Annotated in this window: 15 protein-coding genes and 3 pseudogenes; 8 read left to right on the forward strand and 10 right to left on the reverse strand. The window is 60.6% G+C overall.

The features are described from left to right. Positions 1-79: 79 nt before the first annotated feature. From BLEFHOIH_RS07270 to BLEFHOIH_RS07295, 6 genes and pseudogenes are all read right to left on the reverse strand, one after another. Positions 80-397: pseudogene (locus tag BLEFHOIH_RS07270) on the reverse strand (YnfA family protein). A gap of 158 nt (positions 398-555) precedes the next feature. After that, positions 556-1,794, reverse strand: a complete 1,239-nt coding sequence (locus BLEFHOIH_RS07275) for a DUF3363 domain-containing protein (RefSeq protein ID WP_088343892.1) — start codon at positions 1,792-1,794, stop codon at positions 556-558. 542 nt (positions 1,795-2,336) lie between these two features. Next, positions 2,337-2,663 carry a hypothetical protein gene (locus BLEFHOIH_RS07280; RefSeq protein WP_088360655.1) on the reverse strand — a complete coding sequence of 109 codons (327 nt, stop codon included), beginning with the start codon at positions 2,661-2,663 and terminating at the stop codon, positions 2,337-2,339. Positions 2,664-4,262: 1,599 nt separating this feature from the next. Next, positions 4,263-4,805, reverse strand: a pseudogene (locus BLEFHOIH_RS27195) (methylase); the annotation flags it as partial. Positions 4,806-5,001: 196 nt separating this feature from the next. Continuing rightward, positions 5,002-5,385: a hypothetical protein gene (locus BLEFHOIH_RS07290; RefSeq protein WP_088343898.1), complete on the reverse strand. Its 384-nt coding sequence runs from the start codon at positions 5,383-5,385 to the stop codon at positions 5,002-5,004. Positions 5,386-5,461: 76 nt separating this feature from the next. Continuing rightward, complete coding sequence (locus BLEFHOIH_RS07295) at positions 5,462-7,540, reverse strand: ParB/RepB/Spo0J family partition protein (protein WP_088343900.1); 2,079 nt, start codon at positions 7,538-7,540, stop codon at positions 5,462-5,464. Between the two features lie 242 nt (positions 7,541-7,782). On the opposite strand from BLEFHOIH_RS07295, the gene BLEFHOIH_RS07300 reads away from it, so the two are divergent. Further along, positions 7,783-8,187, forward strand: coding sequence for a hypothetical protein (locus tag BLEFHOIH_RS07300; RefSeq protein ID WP_125461620.1), 405 nt, complete (start codon positions 7,783-7,785; stop codon positions 8,185-8,187). A 27-nt stretch (positions 8,188-8,214) separates the two neighbouring features. On the opposite strand, the gene BLEFHOIH_RS07305 is transcribed toward BLEFHOIH_RS07300, so the two are convergent. The 4 genes and pseudogenes from BLEFHOIH_RS07305 to BLEFHOIH_RS27200 form a co-directional block, all read right to left on the reverse strand. Further along, positions 8,215-8,688, reverse strand: coding sequence for a S26 family signal peptidase (locus BLEFHOIH_RS07305; protein ID WP_088343904.1), 474 nt, complete (start codon positions 8,686-8,688; stop codon positions 8,215-8,217). A gap of 23 nt (positions 8,689-8,711) precedes the next feature. Beyond that, positions 8,712-8,921 (reverse strand): helix-turn-helix domain-containing protein, encoded by a 210-nt coding sequence (locus BLEFHOIH_RS07310; protein ID WP_088343906.1) that lies wholly within the window; start codon positions 8,919-8,921, stop codon positions 8,712-8,714. 80 nt (positions 8,922-9,001) lie between these two features. Continuing rightward, positions 9,002-9,841 carry a DUF2285 domain-containing protein gene (locus BLEFHOIH_RS07315; protein WP_088343908.1) on the reverse strand — a complete coding sequence of 280 codons (840 nt, stop codon included), beginning with the start codon at positions 9,839-9,841 and terminating at the stop codon, positions 9,002-9,004. A 233-nt stretch (positions 9,842-10,074) separates the two neighbouring features. After that, positions 10,075-10,254: pseudogene (locus BLEFHOIH_RS27200) on the reverse strand (VapC toxin family PIN domain ribonuclease); the annotation flags it as partial. Positions 10,255-10,597: 343 nt separating this feature from the next. On the opposite strand from BLEFHOIH_RS27200, the gene BLEFHOIH_RS07325 reads away from it, so the two are divergent. From BLEFHOIH_RS07325 to BLEFHOIH_RS07350, 7 genes are all read left to right on the forward strand, one after another. Continuing rightward, entirely contained in the window at positions 10,598-11,611 is a 1,014-nt protein-coding gene (locus BLEFHOIH_RS07325) for an ATP-binding protein (RefSeq protein WP_088343910.1), read from the forward strand. Between the two features lie 68 nt (positions 11,612-11,679). Further along, positions 11,680-14,286, forward strand: a complete 2,607-nt coding sequence (locus tag BLEFHOIH_RS07330; RefSeq protein WP_088343912.1) for a S8 family peptidase — start codon at positions 11,680-11,682, stop codon at positions 14,284-14,286. Positions 14,287-14,946: 660 nt separating this feature from the next. Beyond that, on the forward strand, positions 14,947-17,322 hold the full coding sequence (locus tag BLEFHOIH_RS07335) for a P-loop NTPase fold protein (protein WP_125461621.1): 2,376 nt from the start codon (positions 14,947-14,949) through the stop codon (positions 17,320-17,322). A gap of 313 nt (positions 17,323-17,635) precedes the next feature. Further along, the gene (locus tag BLEFHOIH_RS26155) at positions 17,636-18,163 is read left to right on the forward strand and encodes a hypothetical protein (protein ID WP_125461622.1); all 528 of its coding nucleotides are present in this window, start codon (positions 17,636-17,638) and stop codon (positions 18,161-18,163) included. Positions 18,164-18,439: 276 nt separating this feature from the next. Further along, complete coding sequence (locus tag BLEFHOIH_RS07340) at positions 18,440-19,183, forward strand: hypothetical protein (protein ID WP_088343916.1); 744 nt, start codon at positions 18,440-18,442, stop codon at positions 19,181-19,183. Between the two features lie 285 nt (positions 19,184-19,468). Continuing rightward, positions 19,469-19,708: a hypothetical protein gene (locus BLEFHOIH_RS07345; protein WP_125461623.1), complete on the forward strand. Its 240-nt coding sequence runs from the start codon at positions 19,469-19,471 to the stop codon at positions 19,706-19,708. Continuing rightward, positions 19,698-20,033, forward strand: coding sequence for a hypothetical protein (locus tag BLEFHOIH_RS07350; protein WP_088343920.1), 336 nt, complete (start codon positions 19,698-19,700; stop codon positions 20,031-20,033). Before BLEFHOIH_RS07345 ends, BLEFHOIH_RS07350 begins: the two co-directional genes overlap by 11 nt. The last annotated feature ends 35 nt before the right edge of the window (positions 20,034-20,068 follow it).

The raw sequence follows: 20,068 nt of genomic DNA on the forward strand, positions 1-20,068 counted from the left end.
GCCCCAGTTCGCCGACCAAGCATTCGCCCAAATCCCTTGCGATAAGCTCGGCGTGGGAATCCGCGCTCCTCGTTCGGAATTAGCTGTGCGGCGCCAGCAGTATGACCGCCGCACCGAGAAGGCAGATTGTGGCTGCGCCGATGTTCCCAAGGGGCCGGACGCATTCCCTCTACCACCCGCAATCACAGCAGCGACGCAACGATGTAAACGCCGCCATATGCGGCGTATACGCGACCGGCAGCGTCACTTTCTCCCAGCGTCAGCAGGAAGGCGAAGGCGGCGAGGGATATAAAACCGGATAAGCCACCAGACCGACTTGCCGAGCCTGGCCTGCCCAAAACGCTTAACAACCAGCAATTTCTGCGACGGCGGCGGCACAGGACAGGATCGTGTTCATACGCTGTACGCCACGCTGCCCGCCGCGGCCTCAACTCTCTCAAACATTTCGCTGCCTAGCTGCGGAGGACTCCACGCTAGGATTTCGCCGTCGGAAAACCCGGCTTGCTGGGCATCGCAACGGGCAACGCTCGGTAGCAAGTCAATTTATGGCTGTAGCTACCGAACACGTCCATGCAACATTTTCACGATCGCGATCTCGGGCGATCGGCCGGGGACTAGAGATAATTTTGCTCCACGGTCCGGCAGTTCCTGGCTCGGAGTCATGTTGAACTCCGCGTAGACGATGCGGTCATTTTGGCTGCGGAGCACGAGATAGTGACGCTCCGAGCCGTCGTCGACAAGTCCGCGTCCAATCAAGATACCGTTCATTTGCCGCCCGCATCCCGCCGCAGACCAAAGCGAAATCTGCGATGGTTGGACGGTAAGCCCAGCCTCCTTCAAGGTTCGCTGTGCTGCTGCATAGCGCTCTTCGCGAACCCCCAACATTTGCAGCTTCCTGACAAGCTGCGGATCGACCTCGAACACGCCAGGCCGGCGTTCGGCAGCCAACCCCAGCCGTTCGAGCACTTTGAGGCGCGCGATCTTGAGGCTGCGCATCTCATGTCCCCGGCCGTTGGCCTCGAAGACCCAGATGTTCTCTTTCGCTTCGCGCGAAATCGATCTGTCGATCGGCGTCAAACGCCGCACTGTCATTTCAAGCTTCAATTTCGATAGGCGCTCGATCTGGGTTTCGGGGCCGAGTTCGAGCGTAGCCAGCCGCCGTGCCTGAGCGCGAATACCCTCACTGATGTAGGATTTGGCGATCACCAGATCCCGGCCATCGTCATCGCGACCACGAATGACGACGTGCGTGTGAGGATGCCCGGTGTTGTGATGGTCGACGGCGACCCAATCGAGCTTGGTGCTCAGATCTTTCTCCATCTGTGCCATCAGATCGCGAATGAAGGGCTTGAGATCGGCGAATTTGGATCCGTCTTCCGCGGCAACGATTAGCCGGAACTGATGGCGCTCGCCGCCTGACCGTTCCAGAAACGCCTTGCCGTCGGCATCATCATGATCGCGGCTGTAAAGCGTGCCTGCCGCGCCATCGCGCGTTACACCGTCCCGCTGGATGTAGCGCAGATGCGCTTTCGCGGCGGTCATCGCATCTGTCCCGTGCCGGGCAATACGCGCTTTGATGACGACGCGCCTGGAGCCGGGGACAAAGCTTCGGCGCGACACCAGGATCGGCGCGCTGCCGCCCCGGCCATAGCGCGGTCCGGCAGTTTTCCGGGGCCGCGGCTGCAGCCCTCCCACTTTTCCGGCCTGATTGAGAACCATTCGCGTGAAGCGCAAATTTCCAGAACGCCCGTGATTCCCGGGCGGTTTGAGGTGCGGCTCAAATGGTTCGGTCATTTATTCCGCCGCTTCCGTTTCCTGCTGAGGGCGACAGTCTAAGGTAGCGAGCAGGGCTGCCCCATAAGGAAACCCGTGAATTGCCGGTCACGATGGCGAATATCCGATTTCATCGGGCGAGAAAGAAAGCTTTCAACTCCATAGCACCGCGTTAGGGATGGACGCCCGAAGGGCAGAGACGGCCGCCGTCTCGGCTTGCGACAGCCCGGCCCGCGGCTGCGCGGGCAACGCCCAAACCAGTTTGGGCAAGGACCTTCCAATTTCGGAAAAAGGTGCTGATTAAACGAGCGACGCTGTTTAAGTTGCTCAGCTGTAAGGACTTTTGGTTTGAGGGGAGTCGAGCAGGGGGAACATGGAGTCAGATAAGCTTTTGAAAGGCATCATCTAAGGACGGAATGATGCCGTCTTTTATCTTGCCCTCCTCAATTTTCCTATTTGCACTCATCAAAGACGATATCCGTTCATCTTAAATGAGGTTGCTGCGTAGCAGCGCTGACGTAGGTCCCACCCTTGGCGTCGACCGCCGCAACCATGCTTCAGGGTTAAAGCAAACCCGCGAGCCGGAAGACCTGCACCACACATCGCCCATCCCCCGACCGCGAAAGCCGATAGGCGACATCAGCGCCCGGTTCGATCGCCGCCAGAAAGTCGTTCGCGGCTTCCTGAGTTGGAAAGATGGTGTGTTGTGGCTTTGCCGGCGCGCTCTCCGCCTTGGAGAGCGCTTCTACGGCATCGTGCAGATAGATCACGAGCTGATTGAAACTCTCGCATTCGATAAGGTCGGTTTGAGCGACGATACCGGCAGTCGCTATCGCGGCTTCGATGGCGATACGGGCTTCCTGCAAATCAGCTGAGAAGTCGTTAAACATGACGCCCTCGTGCACATACTATCTCAATATGCCTCAATGTACACATAGAGCGTGATGTGCACAAGCCAGTACGTTCTCACTCATGGACCCTAAGTCGACCACAATCACCGTGCGTGTGTCGCACGAGCTGGCTGAAACTTTGAAAGCGCTTGCGGAGCACGAGGAACGAACGCTTTCGCAGTACTGCATGCTGATTCTTCGGAGGCACGCTCGCGATAAAGCGAAGATGGGATCTGTTAAGTGATCTTGACGCGTGAAGCGGTCGTTGGCGGCCATCGTCGCGACCATATAGCTTAAGTCAAAGAGTGGACTATGGGCGTTTATCGTACCGACCCAGAAAGAGGTCGGCAGCCCGTCCTCCAAAGCGGCCTATCGGCAGTGCTACGTCCAGCGCCCAATCTGTGAAGACTTCCGGACGCCGGCTCATGAGCTTGTGGCAGCGCATTCCGAGGGCCGGCGTCCGAAACTCGTCACAATCGCAGTCGTTTAAACCAGCGCGCTGCGATCCCGCAAGCTGCCGAGGTCGCGGTCTGGACTGCTCTCGCGGCCGGAGCCGACCGACTATGGGCTAAGCTAGGCTCCCGTCAGCTCCATCCCCTCGATCGTTGTTCTCGCATGGTCGTCGACAGCCAGCGGCACGGCTAAAAGCGCCGCTTGGAGCACTGCCCGCACCCTCGGCCAACCCTTGCTGGGGCCAGCGAGGGCCGCAATCAGGGGCGAAAGCGATGGCGCTGCTGATCCGAACAACGCGGGCATTGCCGCGACCGCGCACCACTGCCGTGTCACCAGATATTCCAGATAGTGGACGACAAGCGGCGCCAGATGCGCCTGCTTGAGATAGTGGACCCACAGCGCCTGCGCGGCGAGCAACGCGTCCGGTGCGAGCTTTTCCAGCAAGGTCGCTGCAAGGGCCGATGCCGCTTGATGCGACCAGTCGCCCGAGGGACATTTGAGCACGGTCGCCCATGGCTCGACCGTTGCGGTGATGAAGAGGCCCTCGAGATGGTCGACCAATTGCACGACCCGGCCACCTTGCGAATGCGCGCCGCCATCGGCCCGCCATCGCGCCAGCGGCAGGCGATCCAGTTCGTTCGCTGCGGCCAGGCCGAACACTGCGGCGATCATATTGCCGATGAGCAGTTCATCGGCACCCGGCGACCAATTCCTCGACTTGCCATCATCCTCGCGCATGACGTCGCGATCATCCGCCGCGATCTGCTCGGCGAGCATTGCCAGAGCATCGAGCTGCCTCAAGCCATCAGCAACGACATCACCGAAATCGAGCGTGCGCTGCGCGAGCGCGAAGAGCACGGGGCCGCTTACCGCGCGGAAAGACAATATCGGGCTCGCGCGCAATTTCGGCGCTTCCCTTAGCGAGCCATCGAGGGTTGCGCCGCAGGCCAACTCCAGCCGGATGAGGTCGAGCCGGAGCGTGTCGAGCGGCGGCTCGACGGATGCGGCCGTTACGAGCGGGTCGAGATTGCTGCAGAGCCCGACAAGTCCGGACAGCTCCTCCTCCGTCCTTTCGCCGGCGCTCCAGCCAGCTATCGCAGAAAGGACGCCGCCTGTTCGGCGTTGCAGTGACAGCAAGGGCTCTCGGTCAATCAGCACCACGCTGGGCCGGATATCCCCGCCCAGATAATCGTGAATGTGCTCGGCATTGTGCCTTGTCACGCCGAGATGTGGATAGGCTTGGGCGAGGAGCCCGGCCCGAAGCTCGGCGAGCTCGTTCAGATGAAGATGCGCGCCAGCCATTTCGGCAAAGATGGCAAGCAGCCCGGTGCCCGCTGACGGCTCCAGCACAACATCGGACGGTGACAGGCGCGCGGCGGCGCTTGCGATAAACCCAAGTTCGATGGGTGTCGAGAATTGCTGCAGCGTCTGGCTTTCCTCCGACCGCCGCGTCTGGGTGGGCAGAAGACGCGACAGCCGCGCCAGCATGGTAAGCATCGTTTGTGCCGAGCCCGCAGCCTTTGCCAGCATCGCGGGGCCGTGACGGCGCAGAAATAAGAGCTGAGCTGCTTCCTGCGCCTCGTATGCGTCCTTCCACAGCCACGCGCCGGCTGCATCGCTCGCGCTGAATGCGGCCTCCATCGCTGATCGAAGCGCCTTCGCGTCGATGGCCCGGCCGGCGCTGAGCTGGGTTTCCAGAGCTTGCGCTGCCACGAACAGAAGCGGCGCTCTGGGTTCGGTTTTGCCATTCGGACGCGGCAATTCAGACTGGCGCGCAGCCGCAAGGGCTGCCGGTGTCAAGGGCAGTGTCATGATGTGTGGCTCCAGAGGATTTTTAGGACGTTCGGGGCGGCGGGATCCCGTGCCCCATGGCGAGACGATCAAGTCAGGAAGAGCGGCGGCATGCTCGGGGCGGCATCGCAACACATAGGACGTCGCGCATACGCGCCGCGAGGCCGGGGATGTCGTCGAGCCGCCGAAGCGGCTCAAAATGATTGCGGCCGCCTGCATAATCGCGGCGGCCCTGGCAGGTGCGGATCATGATCCCGGTGTCATGGCCGGTGGCAGGCTGGCAGATCTGGACGTAAACAGCTTCATGATGCAGCGTGATCTCGCCGGACACCGCCATGCCACCGAGGTTTGATCGCAAATCGTAGCTGCCGGAGGAAAAGCCGAGCTCGGCGGCGAGAAGTTTCAGACGCTTGCGCGCCTCGCGATGAAAACGGTGCTTCTGTTCGGCGTCATAGGCACATGGCCGGTACCAATTCATGAATGGACTCCTGAAAATGAAAACGGCCCGCGCGAGGGCGGGCCGGTTGAGAAGAGGTGATGGATTGCTGGCGCGCTTATTCCGCCGCGACCGCGTAAGGCTTGACCCCTGCGCTCTCGCCAAAATCGTCTTCGTCGAGAAAGGCGGGCAACTCCGGAGTTTCGTTCTGCGGTAGGGGTGTTCGCTGCACGTCCTCCTCGGTGCTCCAAGTGCGAAGCGTTTCCGGCAGCCATCCGGACCCTTGCAAAAGCCGCTCCGCTTCGCGCGCCATGTCGGATTTTTTCAGATGCGCGATCAGATCGGCGGCGGCGGGGCCCTTTGCATCGCGGACGCAATCCAAGATCTGCGCCTTGGTCACCCGGCCGAAATAGCTCTCCACCGTGGCCTGCCAGCCGGCACCGGTCATATCGAGTTTGAGCGCTTGGGCCAGCCGATCGGCCGGGCGCCCGGTGCTTCCGCGGCTTGCGTGAACATCGTGAACCGCATTGACGGTCAGCGCCGCTGAGAACGCGAACAGCTCCGATCGCTCGGTTGCCTCGAACCCAACGAGCGCGTCCCACAAATCGACGGGATCGGCTGGAAGTCTGCTTTGCCAATGCTGACGGCGCCCCTCAAAGCGCTCTTGTACCGGCATGGCGGTGATCGTGGCGGCATGGCGATCGAGGCCGGCTTCCCTGACGTCGATTTCGAGACAGCTTTCAGCGTAGATGCGGACATAAAACAACTTCAGACAAAATGTGTGCAGGACCGACAGCAGGGCGACCTCCGGATCGCCGGACAAAGCTTCACGCAAGGCAAGGGTCCGGCAGGCGGTGAGCTCTTCCATGAGGCGGTCGGACAGGGCAGCCGAGCCAACCTCGTCCTCGCCCGTTACAGCGGTTTGAACACCGCCGTTTGCCGGAAGGGCCGGCGCGTCGGTGTTGCCGCTTTCGCCGTCATCGTTGCGCGTTGCCTGGTCGGCGCTCGAACGTTCGCGGCGTTGCGGGTCGTCTTCCTGCCTGACGAAGCCCCTCTCGATTCGCAGCTGTCCATCGTGGGACAGGCTGACGATGACGCCGGCATAAGCCATGTCGGCAGGCTCGTAGACGAGCGGACGATCCTCGAACCTGGCGAGGGCCGCTTCAAGCTCGTCGAGCCGCTTGGCCTCGCTCGCTGGAAGCTCGTCCGCACCGTCATGCCTTTCCTGAATCTGCTCATATTCGGCTTGCAGGGCTTGATGCTGATTTTGGTCCTCGTCACTGAGCGTCTGCTCCTCGCCCGCAATCTGCCGGTAGCGATAGCGATCCGAATAGGGGAAATCGATCGTGGCTTGCGTCCATTTCCAGCCCTCGCATTTGATGTCGTCGGCTCTCGCTTGCAGCATTTCGAGGGTTAGCCGGTCGAGCAAAGCGGCATCGGCGAACCAGCCGTCTTCGTCCGTGCTGAACAGATCCCGCAAGATAACGCCGCCGGCTTTTTCATAGGCTTCCGGGCCGACGAAACGCGCCCGGCGATCATGGCCTCGCACGGCGCCTTCGGTCAGCATGCGGCGGATCGCGTAGGGTTCGCGGTTGTAGGCGTTTGAAAGGCGCGCCCACACCTCCTCCTGACGCCGGTGATCGTCGCTGACGCAGAACGCCATCAATTGATCGAGAGTCAACTCGTCGGCGGCATAGGCCTCGAGCAGTTTCGGGCTGGCGGCGGCAAGTTTCAGACGCTGGCGGACGACCGCGGCGGTGACACCGAAGGTCGCCGCAATTGCCTCCAACCCCTGTCCCGCCTCAGCGAGCGTCTGGAAAGCGCGGAACTGATCGAGCGGATGCAGCCCCTCACGCATGACGTTCTCAGCAAGGCTGTCCTCCTCGGCGAGCCCGTCCGTCTTGACGATGCAGGGGATGGGAGCGGTCTTCGACAGCTTCTTCTGTTTGACGAGGAGTTGCAGCGCCTTGAAGCGGCGCCCGCCGGCAGGGACTTCGAACATGCCGGTCTCCTTGCCACCTGCGTCCGCGAGCGGGCGGACGCTCAGGGATTGCAGCAAGCCGCGGCGCTCGATATCGGCGGCGAGCATTTCAATCGATTGTCCGGCCTTCTCGCGGCGGACATTAGCCTGAGACAGAACGAGCTTGTTCAGGGGAATGTCCCGTGATGCATGAAGCGTCAGTTTGGCCTGAGCCATGGTTGAGGTCTCCTGACGAGCCAGGGAGGAGCCACTCTCCTCTCACCTTCAGCTCGTCACCCGAAACCCCAATCATCCTCTCACTCTTTAATTCCCGGCACGGGCTCGCCGGTTAAACGCGCGGCTTCTCCCAAAGGATTATGGTTGCAAGGCAACAGTCGCTTGGTCACGATCGCAACCAGAACCGCCATTCAGAGCGGCCGTCACGNGCAACTATAAAGCCTCGAATGGGAGGACCGTGCATGTCACGCAGTTCGCCGAAAAGAGCCACTCAATTCAGTCTCTGCGTTGATGAAGGGGAAGATGCTTATTGCGCCGGTCATGGCGATCCAGCTGGCGACATGACGCTTCTGATCGACGCCGAAATGGTCGAAAGCGCAGTCCTCGCAAAGGCGAGGCTAGAGGTGGTTCTGCGCCCCGACGGCACGCTGACATGGGACCCGATGGGATTGTCGGAGGCTGTCATCGCCAACGCCCGGACGAAAGGCTTCCTGGCTGACACCGATCTTGCCAGCCTGTGCCGCGTCTGCCTCGATGAGAAGATGCTCGGGCTTGAAGACGAACCGCGAGCAGCTCTGGGGGTGTTCAGGGAGCGACTCGCCACCTGTCTTGGCCTCGTCGACGCCACGATGAAGACCCTAAGATAAGCTTTCTGCGGCAGAAAGGCGGCCCGGTCACCAAATCCGCGCCGCCTTACCGATGATTTGCTTGCGCTTGAGCGGTCCGAAATAGCGTCCGTCAAAACTGTCGGACGAATCGCCAAGCAGAAAAACGTCGTCGTGCTGAAGGGACAAACACCCGCTCCAAACCGGTAGGCCGCGTCCACGCGCGTCAGCAATCATTGCCATGGCGACGATGCGACCGTTGATGCTGATCGCAAGACCGTCGCGGCAAACGCTGTCGCCTCTCAAACCGGAAACGCGCTTCAAAACAGGAATTCCGGAGCCAAGATATCCTCGCCGGTCCGCCAGCCAAGCGGCGCCAGGCGGTAAGGCGGCAAGCACGAGGTCGCCGCGTGCGTAGCGGGGTTCGAAAGTGATGGCATAAAGCCCCCGCGGAACACTCGGCGACGCATTGAGATAGACTCTCGGCGAGACCGCTTCTGGGCACACCCATAAGGCCAATCCCACCGCAATGGCAGCTGTCATTATTCGTTTATGGAGAGCCCATTTCAATCGCGTTCGCCAGACGTCGACTTTCTGCGCCTTGCATCAGACCAGGCGGTCACGTCGTCGCGGTGATAGAGAATGCGGCCGCCGTGCTTACGAAAGCGTGGGCCGTAGCCGAGCCAGCGCATGTTATCGAGGGTCCGGCGTTTGAGACGCAAGAAAAACGCAGTTTCTTTCGGGGTAAGATACGGAGAGTCGGCTTCTTTCGTCATGACAAACACACCTCTTGATCTTGGGATGTGTTTCAGTGTCGCGCGCTGAGACTGTGGCGGGGAGTGGCGCAGTTCGCTATTTAGACAACGCCACCCTGGAGGCCGTAAACAAACGGGTGGCCCGACCCCGGTACGCGATTGCGGGAAGACGTGTCGCGCGATGAGGCGCTCGGGCGCAGCAAGGCGCGATAGCCGCCGCCGACCAGCTTTTCGCCCCGCTTGACCGCTCGCCTTATGCGGTCTTTGAGTGCTGTACGGCCAATCTGCCACTCCTGGTCCACGCGCGCATCGCCGAGCAACAGGCAGGCAATGTCCCGGTAGCGGAGACCAGCATGCGTCCTATCGAACGCAATCAAGGCATCGCGGAGCGAAAGACGTTGCGCTGTCCAGGCCGTCGGATCTTGCATTTGGCGAAAACCTCGCGAAATGCGCTCGATGCTTCCCCACTCCTGCCCGCGATAGATTGTGAAGGCGATATCATTGCCAAGCTTGAGCGGCGTCTCGTTTAGCACCGGCAGCCTCACCACCGTCCCGCCCATGCGCAAATGCAGCGATACTTTATCCTCAATATCGATCAAGAAACGCGGCTGGGCATGCATGAGGGCTTGGGAGGTCCGGCCGTTGCCGGGTACCGTGAGCACCGAGGGGGACGTGTCAGTGTCATCCGACAGCCAGAACAAATGCTCGACCGGTGCCATCATATCGGGCGCACAGAGACCAATAAGGCCCCAGCGCGCGGCCGCCTCGCAGATCCTTGCCTGCCGGTAGACAGCGATGCCATGCCAATCCCGATCTCGGATGATGGCGTCCGAGCCGAAGCACGCAACGTCTCGGCGATAATCGATATTGCGGCGCAGAAACTCCCAGGCGATGTCGCATTTGGGCAAGGTCTGGATTGCATCATAAGCCGTAATCGGCATCAAATGGCCGTCTAATTGTGAATCGGCGTCACTAGGTGACCCCTCTGGCCTTTTGACGAAACAATAACTTAGCGCGCCGATCGGCGCGGAACCCCGACGCCGGTTTACAATGCCGCGCAGGATCCCAGACCGGTGCCGACACAGTCCGAGATCAATCTTTGATAACGTCTTTTATCACAGGTTGATCTGGAGGGGCTTACGATCCCGCTGCCCTGTCAGCGGTGTGCTGTTGCTCATCGCTGCATCTCCCAAGGATTAAGGATATTCAGCCCGGCGGCCTCGAAAGGGGCTGTGTTGCGGGTGGGGACCGTGAAGCCGCTCACGGCGGCCGTGGCAGCAATGTAGCCGTCCGCCTTGCCAATGGCTTTGCCTGCGGCCTTCGCTCGCGCCATCAACCCCGCATAGGCTTGTGAGCACCTTGTAATAGAGGCCATTGACCGCCGAATTTGACCCGTTGCTTCCCTGAGCACGTGCAACATCATCGCATCGCCGGCAAGTGCCTAGCAGAGAAAGCAGAAGTTGCCGATCGTTGATTCTTAGCGCAATATTCGGTGGATTTTGGGGTCTGCATCCCATCCGACAACAGACGTGCTGCAATTGAATATGGCATCCGGGAGGCGCCCTAGACAGACCTTCAGTCAGACGATAGTTGTTTTAAGCAGATAGTTGCCGTGCTCAGAGGCGCAAATCGGGCTCGTTCAGGTCCGGTTAACCGGCTATTATGCTATTGTTCGATTCGAAGTACCCGGCTTAGACATGGCGACCGCACAACAGATCATCGCGCTGCTCAGCAGCCACGTGAAGGGCGATCAGGAGCAGGTGCTCTCCATCGCACTGCAGGTGGCGGCTGTCGAGGCGCGCTCGGGTCGCAAGGAGACGGCCGAACAGCTGCGCAAGCTGGTGCAGATCGCACGCAACGCCCGCAGCCGGCAGGTTCCGTCGTCCGACATTTCGGCGATCCCCATTGCTCGTACCAAAGGCGAGTTGCAGACGCTACTGTCGGTGCATTATCCGAAAACGCGCCTCGACGATATGGCGCTGGCCGGCGACACGCTGGATCGCCTCAACGACGTCCTTGAGCAACAGGCTCAGCGCGAGCGGCTCAGGTCGTTCGGCAAGGTGCCGACGAGCCGGCTGCTTCTGGCGGGTCCACCGGGGTCCGGCAAGACGATGACGGCATCTGTGCTCGCCGCGGAACTGCATGTTCCGTTGTTTGCCGTGCGGCTCGACGCGTTGATCACACGCTATCTCGGTGAGACGGCGGGCAAGCTCCGGCTGATCTTCGACCATGTGGCGACGACGCGCGGCGTGTTTCTGTTCGACGAATTCGATGCGATTGGCAGCTATCGCGGCGCGGACAACGACGTCGGCGAGATGCGGCGTGTATTGAACAGCTTCCTGCAGTTCATGGAAGAGGCCAACAACACCGATAGCTTGATCGTGGCGGCGACGAACCATGCGGAGCTGCTAGATCCGGCGCTGGCGCGACGGTTCGACGACGTGATCGTCTACGGGATGCCGGACGAGAAGGCTGCGCGCAAGATCATCGAGCGTCACCTGGGCTTGTTCCGGCCTCGCCAGCTGCAATGGACGAAGCTTTTGTCAGCCGCCGCTGGTCTCAACCATGGCGAGATCGCGCGCGGCGTCGACGACGTGATCAAACGCGCCATATTGAAGGAAGCGACGAAGGTCACCTCCGGCGACTTGCAGGCGGCGCTAGCTGCCCGAGGAAACGCCAAGGCTGCCCTGTCTGGGAAGCGCGAGGCTTAGCAACGCCGGCTCTATCGAGTGCCTGCGTCGTTAAACTTACCCGATTGTCCCGACAGAGATGATTCATCATGGCTAACGAGCCGAAGGGTCCGTTGCGGACCTACACCAAACCTCACTTGAATATCGAGCGGTTTCAGGAGCGTGCCGACTACCGGCCCCCACGGCGTGCGGTCACGTCGAGGGACGGGGGCCTCGACCGCTTTTCGCACGGCACGAAGCTCAGCGGAGAGCTCGCGCAGGCGTTTGCTGCGGCGCACCGGCTGCTGGGCGAGCGCGATCCCGACATCGCGGCCGGGGATGCCGGCGTTTATGTGGAGATCGCATCTCCGGCCGAGACGCTGCTGCCGGACATCGGCTGGCAGCAGAAGGGCATTCGTATCGGGGCGGTCCGGACGGAGGACAACGGCGAGCAGGTCGGCGGCCTGTTCGTACCGCAGCGATCGGAAGCATTTCTGACCAAGGCACTCGACGATTACACGAGTGGAGGCGGCAGTGCCGCGGCGAAGGATCGCTTAGAGAAAATCGAGCGGATCGGCCCCTCGAGCGTGGCGACGCTCTGGTTCGACCGCCGTCCGCTTCCACCGGAGGAAAAGGCGATCTGGTGGGAGTGTTGGTGCTGGAAGGATCGCGCAGATCACGTGCCGAGGCCGGCGCAACGTCTCGGGCTTCGCGTGAGTGAGCGCCGGCTGATTTTTCCCGACTGTGAGGTTGTGCCGGTCTACGGCACGCGCTCCGAGATCGAGAGGCTGCTGGTTCATACCGACGCGATCGAGCGGCTACGGCATGCGTCGGATTCGCCACACGTGTTTTTGAGCGAGCTTCGCGATTATCAGGTTCCGCTGATCCGCGATTTGGCGTCACGGATCTCGCATGCGCCGGCGACGGCGCCGGCGGCCTGCGTGCTCGATAGCGGGACCAACCGCGCGCATCCGCTCTTGTCGGCCTCGCTCGATCCTTCTGACCAGCATGCGGTCGACGAGAAATGGGGCGTCGACGATCACTATGACGGCGGTCATGGGACGCAGATGTCGGGATTGGCACTGCTCGGGGATCTCACTCATCCGGTCGGTGATCAGCGCAGCATCGAGCTGAAGCACCGACTGGAGACGGTGACAATCCTGCCGCCCGAAGGGTTCGACGAGACCGAGCCTGCGAGCTACGGCTACGTCACGCAGCAGGCGATCAACCTGCCTGAAATCGCGGCGCCGGAGCGCACGCGCATATTCTGCATGGCCGTGACGAACAAGGACGTGCCGGGAGACCGACCGACGAGTTGGAGTGCGGCGGTTGATCAGGCGGCCGCCGGCAAGATGCCGGGCGAACGAGACGCCGAGAACACGCCGCGCCGTTTGATCCTGATTTCCGGTGGCAATATCGGCGACGATGCGGACTACGCGACGATGACTGCCGCCGAAACGCCGGCCATGGAAGATCCGGTGCAGGCCTGGAATGCGCTCGGCATCAGCGGATTTACGGATCGCGACACAGTCATCGACGCGCTGTTCAAATCGCACGTACCGATCGCCAAGGTGGGGGACCGGAGCCCTTATAGCCGGACGTCGGTGCTGTGGCCGGACACGATGCCGTTGAAGCCCGAGGTGGTGTTCGAGGCCGGAAACCGTGCGGCGAGCCCGTCTGGCACGAACATCCTATCGGGCGTGGAATCGCTGTCGGTTCTGACGACGAGCAGTGATTTTGTCAGCGATCCGCTCACCGCCTTTTTTGCGACGAGCGCCTCGACCGGCGAGGCAGCTCGCTTTACGGCGGCGCTGCAAGCGGAGCATCCAGCGTATTGGCCGGAGACGATCCGTGCGCTCACGGTGCACAGCGCGCAATGGACGCCTCGGATGCTGGAGAGGATCGCCGGGGCACGCAAGAAGAAGTCGGCGCATTTGGGGTTAGCGCGGCAATTCGGTTTCGGTGTTCCGAACCTGCAACGGGCAATGGCTTCGGCGTCAGCCGATCTTGCACTGGTGGCTCAGGCGGTGATCCAGCCCTTCAAGCGTAAGATGAAGCAAGGCAAGAAGGGGCGCATTGTCGGCGACGGCGATCCGCGCTTCAGCGACATTCACCTCTACACCTTGCCGTGGCCAAAGGAGACGCTGCGGCAGCTGGGGGAAAAGCGTGTCGCACTCAAAATCACGCTGTCTTATTTCATCGAGCCGAGTCCGGGGCAGTTGAAGCCGGTGACGCCGGCCCGCTACCGGTCGCATGGGCTGCGGTTCGACATGCAGCGGCGCAATGAGAGCGACGAGGCGTTCAAGTCACGGATCAACGATCTCGCTGCTGCTTCGGACGTCGATGACGATACCGACACTCATGCGGGTGTCGTGATGGTGGACGAAGAGGTTCCGGGACTCGCGGAGATCGAGGTCGGGCCGGAATCGGATACCGGTTGGATGTTCGGATCGAGAAGCCGCGCCGCAGACAAGCCTGGATCGCTGCATTGCGACATCTGGCAAGGCAATGCGATCGATCTCGCGGACCGGCATATGGTAGCGATCTATCCGGTGGCTGGATGGTGGAAGTACCGTGTACCGCAACACCGCTATAATGAGAAGACGCGCTACGCGCTGGTCATGACGCTGGACTGCGTCGAGCAGGATGTCGATCTTTATGCAGAGATCGAAGCTGGGATCGCTGCTGCCGTGGCCGCACCTGCCATCAGCGCATGAACTGATCGTGTTACATTGTTACCCGGCGTGTTCGAAAAACGAAAGTGGGGCGCCGACGACGCTTTACATCGGACTCCGCGCATTGTTGGCACTTTCGTTTGCCGCGCCCACTGCACGCTTGCCCATGTCTGCAAATGGGATGACGCAACTTTGTGTGGTGCACCGCTTGCTGCGCCGCATGAGTCTGCACCTGGGCCACTGCCAAAGTTCAATGGTGCTCGGTGCGTTTCTACGGTTGGAGGTATTACCTTCGTCCCCCTAGGGACGCAGCGCAGCCCATGGCCGCCTCCCGTCGGCGATCCGGTGATGTAATTACCGGCACCCTTCCCGTGACGGCGTCCTCCGAGCGCCGGGGAGTTTCGGCGTCATAGTTCCCGGTGCGGCATTATTACGGTGCGGTGACGCTGCGGTGGAAGCCGCCACTGCGGATTGCCATTATCGATAGGACAGAATCTTTAGAGAAGTATAGTCAGCGACAGCTTGAGCCCCGTCGCAGAGGTGCTGCGGGCATCCTCGATCTTTGGTAGTGCGCCAAGTGCAGACCAGGCTGAACGTTCTGTAACCCCTATTGGTCCTTGATCGGCTGTGTCATCGCTCGCCTTTAAGTCGGAATCCAGCTTCAACCGGAACATAGGGTTCTCCTGCGAGAATCGTTGATATTTGTATTTCGAACAGTTCAAAGACATTGTGGGCGGTATGCTTGGGCAAACGGCAGCATCGATGTATTGGGATTGGCAAAAATTTTTCCGGTCAACCTCCACCGAAGACGAACAGGTGGCGGAGAATACGAACGCCGATATCCCTATAAAAAAAGGGGCTGACGATCTGCTTCGGCGCACGACCTTCGCTGGGCGCATCGCCGACGTGTTGTGCGCTGCTGGAGGTCACGAGGGGCGGGTGTTCGCGATCCGCGGCGACTGGGGGAACGGCAAGTCGTCCCTCAAAAATCTGATCATTGAAAAGTTCCGCTCGCGTGAGCCCAAGCCGGATTGGCTCGAATTCAACCCGTGGCAATGGGGCGATAGCGACGCGATTACGCGGGCGCTGTTCTTCGAAATGGCGAGCAAGCTCGGCGGGAAGCACTCCCCCAAAGCCGCGGCGCGGGCACGGTCATTTCGCAAATACGGCGCAGTTTTATCAGGATCGGCCGGACACCTGCAGCAGGCCGGCGAGGGAAAGGGCGTCGCCGAGTGGATAACCAGCGTGGGCCTTATGGCGGCGGGCTTCGGAATTGGTGTGCAAGGCGTCGGCTCGTCTCTTCTGCCGCTGTCGATGACGACGATCGCCGCCGCGCTCCTGGTCATTGCGGGCGCGGTCAGGTTTGTGGCGATGATCGTCAGCGCGTTCGGGCGCGACCGGTCGGCAGAGCCTCTGCCCGAGGTGCGCAAGGATCTGGAGACGCGCCTGCGCAAACTCAAACAGCCGCTGATCATCTTTGTGGACGATATAGACCGTCTCGAACCGGAGCAGATTCGCCTGATCTTTCGGCAGATCAAAGTGAACGCCAATCTGCCGAATATCGTATTCGTCCTGCTGTTTCAGCCGAGCATCGTTGTGAAAGCCCTTGAGCCGGTGGCTGGAGCGGAAGGCAGCGATTATCTGGAGAAGATCATCCAGGCCAATTTTGACCTGCCGGCGGTGCCCGCTCGAAGGATCGCGGAGATATTTTCCGAGCAGCTTCAATCCGTCGTCGGGCAACTCGCATTGGCCGAGAACGGTTTCGAGCAGCGACGGTGGGGAAACGTCTTCCTGGGCAGTATGCAACCCTTCATCGCCAATCTGCGCGATATGCGCCGACTGCTCTCGTCGATTGCGATCCACGTGCCGCTTCACCAGGGCAGTAAAGCGTTCGAAGCCAATATGATCGACCTGCTGGCGCTTGAGACGCTGCGGGTGTTCGAGCCGGAGATTCACAAAGCCATCTCCCGCAGCAAAGCCCTGCTGCTAAGCGCCAATGGCTATCACGGTGACGCGAAGGGGGCTGCGCAGAAGACGATCCAGGGACTGGTGGAAGCCGCCGCGCCGGATCATCGCCCAGCATGCAAGGCGATGTTGCGCGAGCTGTTTCCAACTGCGGAGTGGGCGTTCGGGGGAAGCCATTACGGAAGCGACTGGTTCGGAACTTGGAACGAGGCCAAGCGCGTCTGCGCGGACCGATATTTTGACCGGTACTTTGAGCTTCAGGTGTCCGATGGAACCGTCTCGGATTCGGATTTCGCGGATTTCATCGAAAGTAGCGCGGACGCTCGATCGTTGGCGGATGCGGTTGCCCGGCTGGAAGCGGCGGGTGTTCTGGCGGATCTCGCCGCGCGGCTGGATGAGTCGGTGAAGCGCCTTCCGATCGGCCATCTGCCGACCTTGTTGCCGGCGATGTTCGAGATCGGCGAGAAGCTCAACAGCCGATCCGCCGGTCCCATGAACACAAGCTACGTTGCCGCGTGGCGCGCGGCGTGTTGGTTCTTGCGCGAGGAGCCGGATGCCGGCCGGCGCTCAGACGTCTTTCTTGAGGCGCTGCGTGGTTCGGAGCTCCTGTCTGTGCCCGCCATGCTTATTTCCCTGGACATGGACGCGCGGGAGAAAGACGAGCCGACGAAGGAGTTTCTGTTTACGGATGATAGCCTTGCGGCCGCCAAGACACTTTGGGTAGATAAGATCAAGGCGCTCGCCACGCGTGGAGCATTGGAAACGTCCGCCGAAATGCTCTCCTTCTTGTATCGGTGGCGGGATTTTAGCGGCGGCTTCGATGAGCCGCGCGCTTGGCTGGACCGTATCGCAGCGGACGAGCGGCAACTGCCCGAGCTTGTCATGCGGTTCATCAGCGTGGGCACGTCCCAGGCTCTTGGTGATTATTTCAGCATCAAAACGGAAAAGTTTCAAAGGCAGACGATCGAGGACTTTTTCGATCTCGACGAACTAGCCGGGAGATTGTCCCGTCTGGATCGAGCGCAATTGTCGGCTGCGCAGGCGGAGGCTGTGAAAAAACTTGAGGCAAGTTTGGCGAATTGGCGCGCGTCACCTCCGGTGACGGCGAGCTAAACGTCTGCCACCGGCTCACCCACACGCCGGATGCGGAAGAGCAAACCTCCTAAGCGCGCAAGCCAGAGTGGGGCATCTCCTAGCAGCCTGTCGGACTGAGGTCTACCACATGGACTGAGACCTGTCGTGTTGGCTGCACGGCGCACGCAAGGGGAGCTGCCCTGAAGGTCAAGCGGCTTTCAGGGCAAACATCCGCTTCATATTCCAGACCATGGTTACGAGCGCTCATTGCCGCTGACTTTGTCGAGCCCGCGCAGCAGGAACTGGCGGAATCCGAGCACCGCCTTGATGATGCCGAACCCCGGCTCGGGGTGTGTTTGCGCAAGGCGTAGAGCTTTTTGCCGTCAGGCGTTTGCAGGCGGTGGGCCATGGCCTCGACGGGCGTTGGATTTTCGGGCGCGGGCGGTGTATCGCCGAAGCGCTCGCTCAAGGACTGATGATGGGCATTCCGGCCCAAAGCGAGCAGCTGCTCGATCCCGGCAGCCACACAGGCCGTCACATTGGCCGCGCTGAAATAGCCGTTGTCGCCGAGCATGACATCGGCTTAGCCCAGATTTTCGGGCAAGGCATTGATTTTGGCCAGCATCGGCTCGAGCTGCTGCTTGTCGTTGGGCGCCTGGACGACGTTGGTGGCAACCAACAGCAGACTGCCCTCGGCGACCACAGCCTGAGCGTTGTAGCACTGCTCGAAAGCGCCGCCGGAAACCGGCATGATACGGGATTCTTCATCCGTCAGATTGATCTGATCTGTAGGACGCGGCCCCTCGACTGGCGGTTCCGGCGGCTTGCCGCCGGGCTTCTTGCCCGTGGCCTTCTCTTTAGCAGATACCCGCCAGTATAGCCAATCGACGCGTGTTTAAGTACCACGGCGACAGGCGAACGTCTGCTACAAGGAGGTTGTGTCCACGCGTCAACAAGTAAATCTCCTCCCGTCATGAAACATTTGACCTGTCATCTCCTGCGCTTCATATCTTGTTTATGAGAGGTAGCGCAATTGCAGCGACATCATCGGTCGCGCAGGAACTCCAGATTGCCTTGGACCGGCTTTATATACGGGGATCTAGCTTCTTGTTAGCACCGGCCGCGGATGAGGGCGTGCCCAACTGGTGGTAAGCAAATGTCGAAGTCTCTGATCCCCAACAATCTGGTCCTCCTCCATCAAGGGGAGGAGTTCCTGCGTGCAAAGAGCATCGGGGTAATCCAGGCCGACGCAAAGTTGCTCCTCCATCTCAGCACCGTGGAGCATGCGATGGATGTGCTGGACGTGTTCCGGCAAATCAAAACAGATGATGAAGACCTGAAGGTGATTCAGGTGCTGGGAATGAGGCAGTTTAACGCCTTTGCCTCTGCCACGAAATTGCTTCTCAGCGGGTATGTCCAGACGAGCGCCCTTATCCTTCGGGACGTGTTAGAGACGGTCTTTCTGGTGGATTATTTCCGGACTGAGAGAGCCGCCATTGCAAAATGGAGGATGGCGGACAAGGCGACGCGCTTGAAGGAATTCAAACCCATAAAGATCAGGGAAGCGCTGGATCAGCGTGATGGCTTCACCGGCAAGAAGCGTGCGGAAATCTATGAACTGTTTTCGGAGTTGGCCAGTCACGCGAGCATGCAGGGAATCGCAATGCTGAGGCCCAAGGGCAAGGATGCCCATATTGGACCATTCTTCGATGTGACGGCGCTTGACGCTGGTATCTCCGAGATGGGGCGCTTGGCCGTACAGGCCGGTGAGAATATGGGAACATTTTTTCCGGTGGGCTGGCCTGAGGGTAATGTCTCCCTGCGAGCATTTACCGTCATCAAGTTACGTTGGTTTGCCGAATTTTACCCAAGGATTGTTGAGAAATCGCAAGAAGCCTAATCCGCCGTCAGCACCCCATCCCTCGCTGTCGCGGCCGGTCTTGCTCCCGCTCTTCGGGGTTGGGAACATCGCTCCGTGACGGTGTGAAGAGGGCCTTCGGCTCTTTGGCGTCACCAGGTTCCCGGGGTAGCGCAACGCGTTTCGACGATGCCGTAGATACCGGATCAGCGGCCTTTCCGGTAATGCGGCGATAGACACGTTTCCAGTTGATGTCTGGTCCCGGCTCCGTCTTCGTTGTGAACTCCTTCAGAGCAGCCTTCGGCTTCACCGGCTTTGGCGCGGCCCTTGGCCGGTCAACGCCATATGTTGGCGGAGCTCACGCGCCTGAACCTGCCCCGATTTGCCACGCTGATTTACAAGCGCGCCGCTTATCGTGAGGCCTTTATGACCGGGAAGCCGCCCCATTTCGCCGACAAGTCACGCGTCGCGGTGAAAAAAGCTGTGGAGGAGATTGATGCTCTCACTGAAGAAGTGATGGCGATTGTGAATCCCATTCCAATGAAAGCCGCCGCCAATGACCGCTAGCAAGCCCGAGTTCAAAGCGTTCTCGCCGTTCAAGGTGCCCACCGAGGCGGTCGAAGACTTTGCGAAGGAACACAACATTCCGTCGACGGTCTTTCCGAAGAAAAACAAGCCCACGCTGGTGAAGGCACCGCAACCGACCGGGCCCTCCGCCAAGTTTGGGTTTCATATCCCAGAGGACGTTGCGCATCGTCTAAAGCAGCGCGCGCTCGACGACCGGTGCACTGTGCGTGCTGTGGTGCTTAAGGCGATGGCTCAGTACGGTATCGAGGTTGCGCCCGAGGACATTGTCGATGACGGCCGCAGAAAGAATCGTAACGCCCTCTGAGGTGGTCTGAAGGCAGTCGCTGTCCTTGCTATTGT

The sequence above is a fragment of the Rhodomicrobium sp. R_RK_3 genome, from assembly GCF_002198715.1.
Lineage (GTDB): Bacteria > Pseudomonadota > Alphaproteobacteria > Rhizobiales > Rhodomicrobiaceae > R-RK-3.

Bases quoted from the DNA above. Each gene is read 5' to 3' on its own strand.
- BLEFHOIH_RS07295 (WP_088343900.1), bottom strand. From the start codon at position 7,540: ATGGCTCAGGCCAAACTGACGCTTCATGCATCACGGGACATTCCCCTG.
- BLEFHOIH_RS07315 (WP_088343908.1), bottom strand. From the start codon at position 9,841: ATGCCGATTACGGCTTATGATGCAATCCAGACCTTGCCCAAATGCGAC.
- BLEFHOIH_RS07300 (WP_125461620.1), top strand. From the start codon at position 7,783: ATGTCACGCAGTTCGCCGAAAAGAGCCACTCAATTCAGTCTCTGCGTT.
- BLEFHOIH_RS07280 (WP_088360655.1), bottom strand. From the start codon at position 2,663: ATGTTTAACGACTTCTCAGCTGATTTGCAGGAAGCCCGTATCGCCATC.
- BLEFHOIH_RS07350 (WP_088343920.1), top strand. From the start codon at position 19,698: ATGACCGCTAGCAAGCCCGAGTTCAAAGCGTTCTCGCCGTTCAAGGTG.
- BLEFHOIH_RS07340 (WP_088343916.1), top strand. From the start codon at position 18,440: ATGTCGAAGTCTCTGATCCCCAACAATCTGGTCCTCCTCCATCAAGGG.
- BLEFHOIH_RS07310 (WP_088343906.1), bottom strand. From the start codon at position 8,921: ATGACGAAAGAAGCCGACTCTCCGTATCTTACCCCGAAAGAAACTGCG.
- BLEFHOIH_RS07290 (WP_088343898.1), bottom strand. From the start codon at position 5,385: ATGAATTGGTACCGGCCATGTGCCTATGACGCCGAACAGAAGCACCGT.
- BLEFHOIH_RS07275 (WP_088343892.1), bottom strand. From the start codon at position 1,794: ATGACCGAACCATTTGAGCCGCACCTCAAACCGCCCGGGAATCACGGG.
- BLEFHOIH_RS07305 (WP_088343904.1), bottom strand. From the start codon at position 8,688: ATGACAGCTGCCATTGCGGTGGGATTGGCCTTATGGGTGTGCCCAGAA.
- BLEFHOIH_RS07330 (WP_088343912.1), top strand. From the start codon at position 11,680: ATGGCTAACGAGCCGAAGGGTCCGTTGCGGACCTACACCAAACCTCAC.
- BLEFHOIH_RS07325 (WP_088343910.1), top strand. From the start codon at position 10,598: ATGGCGACCGCACAACAGATCATCGCGCTGCTCAGCAGCCACGTGAAG.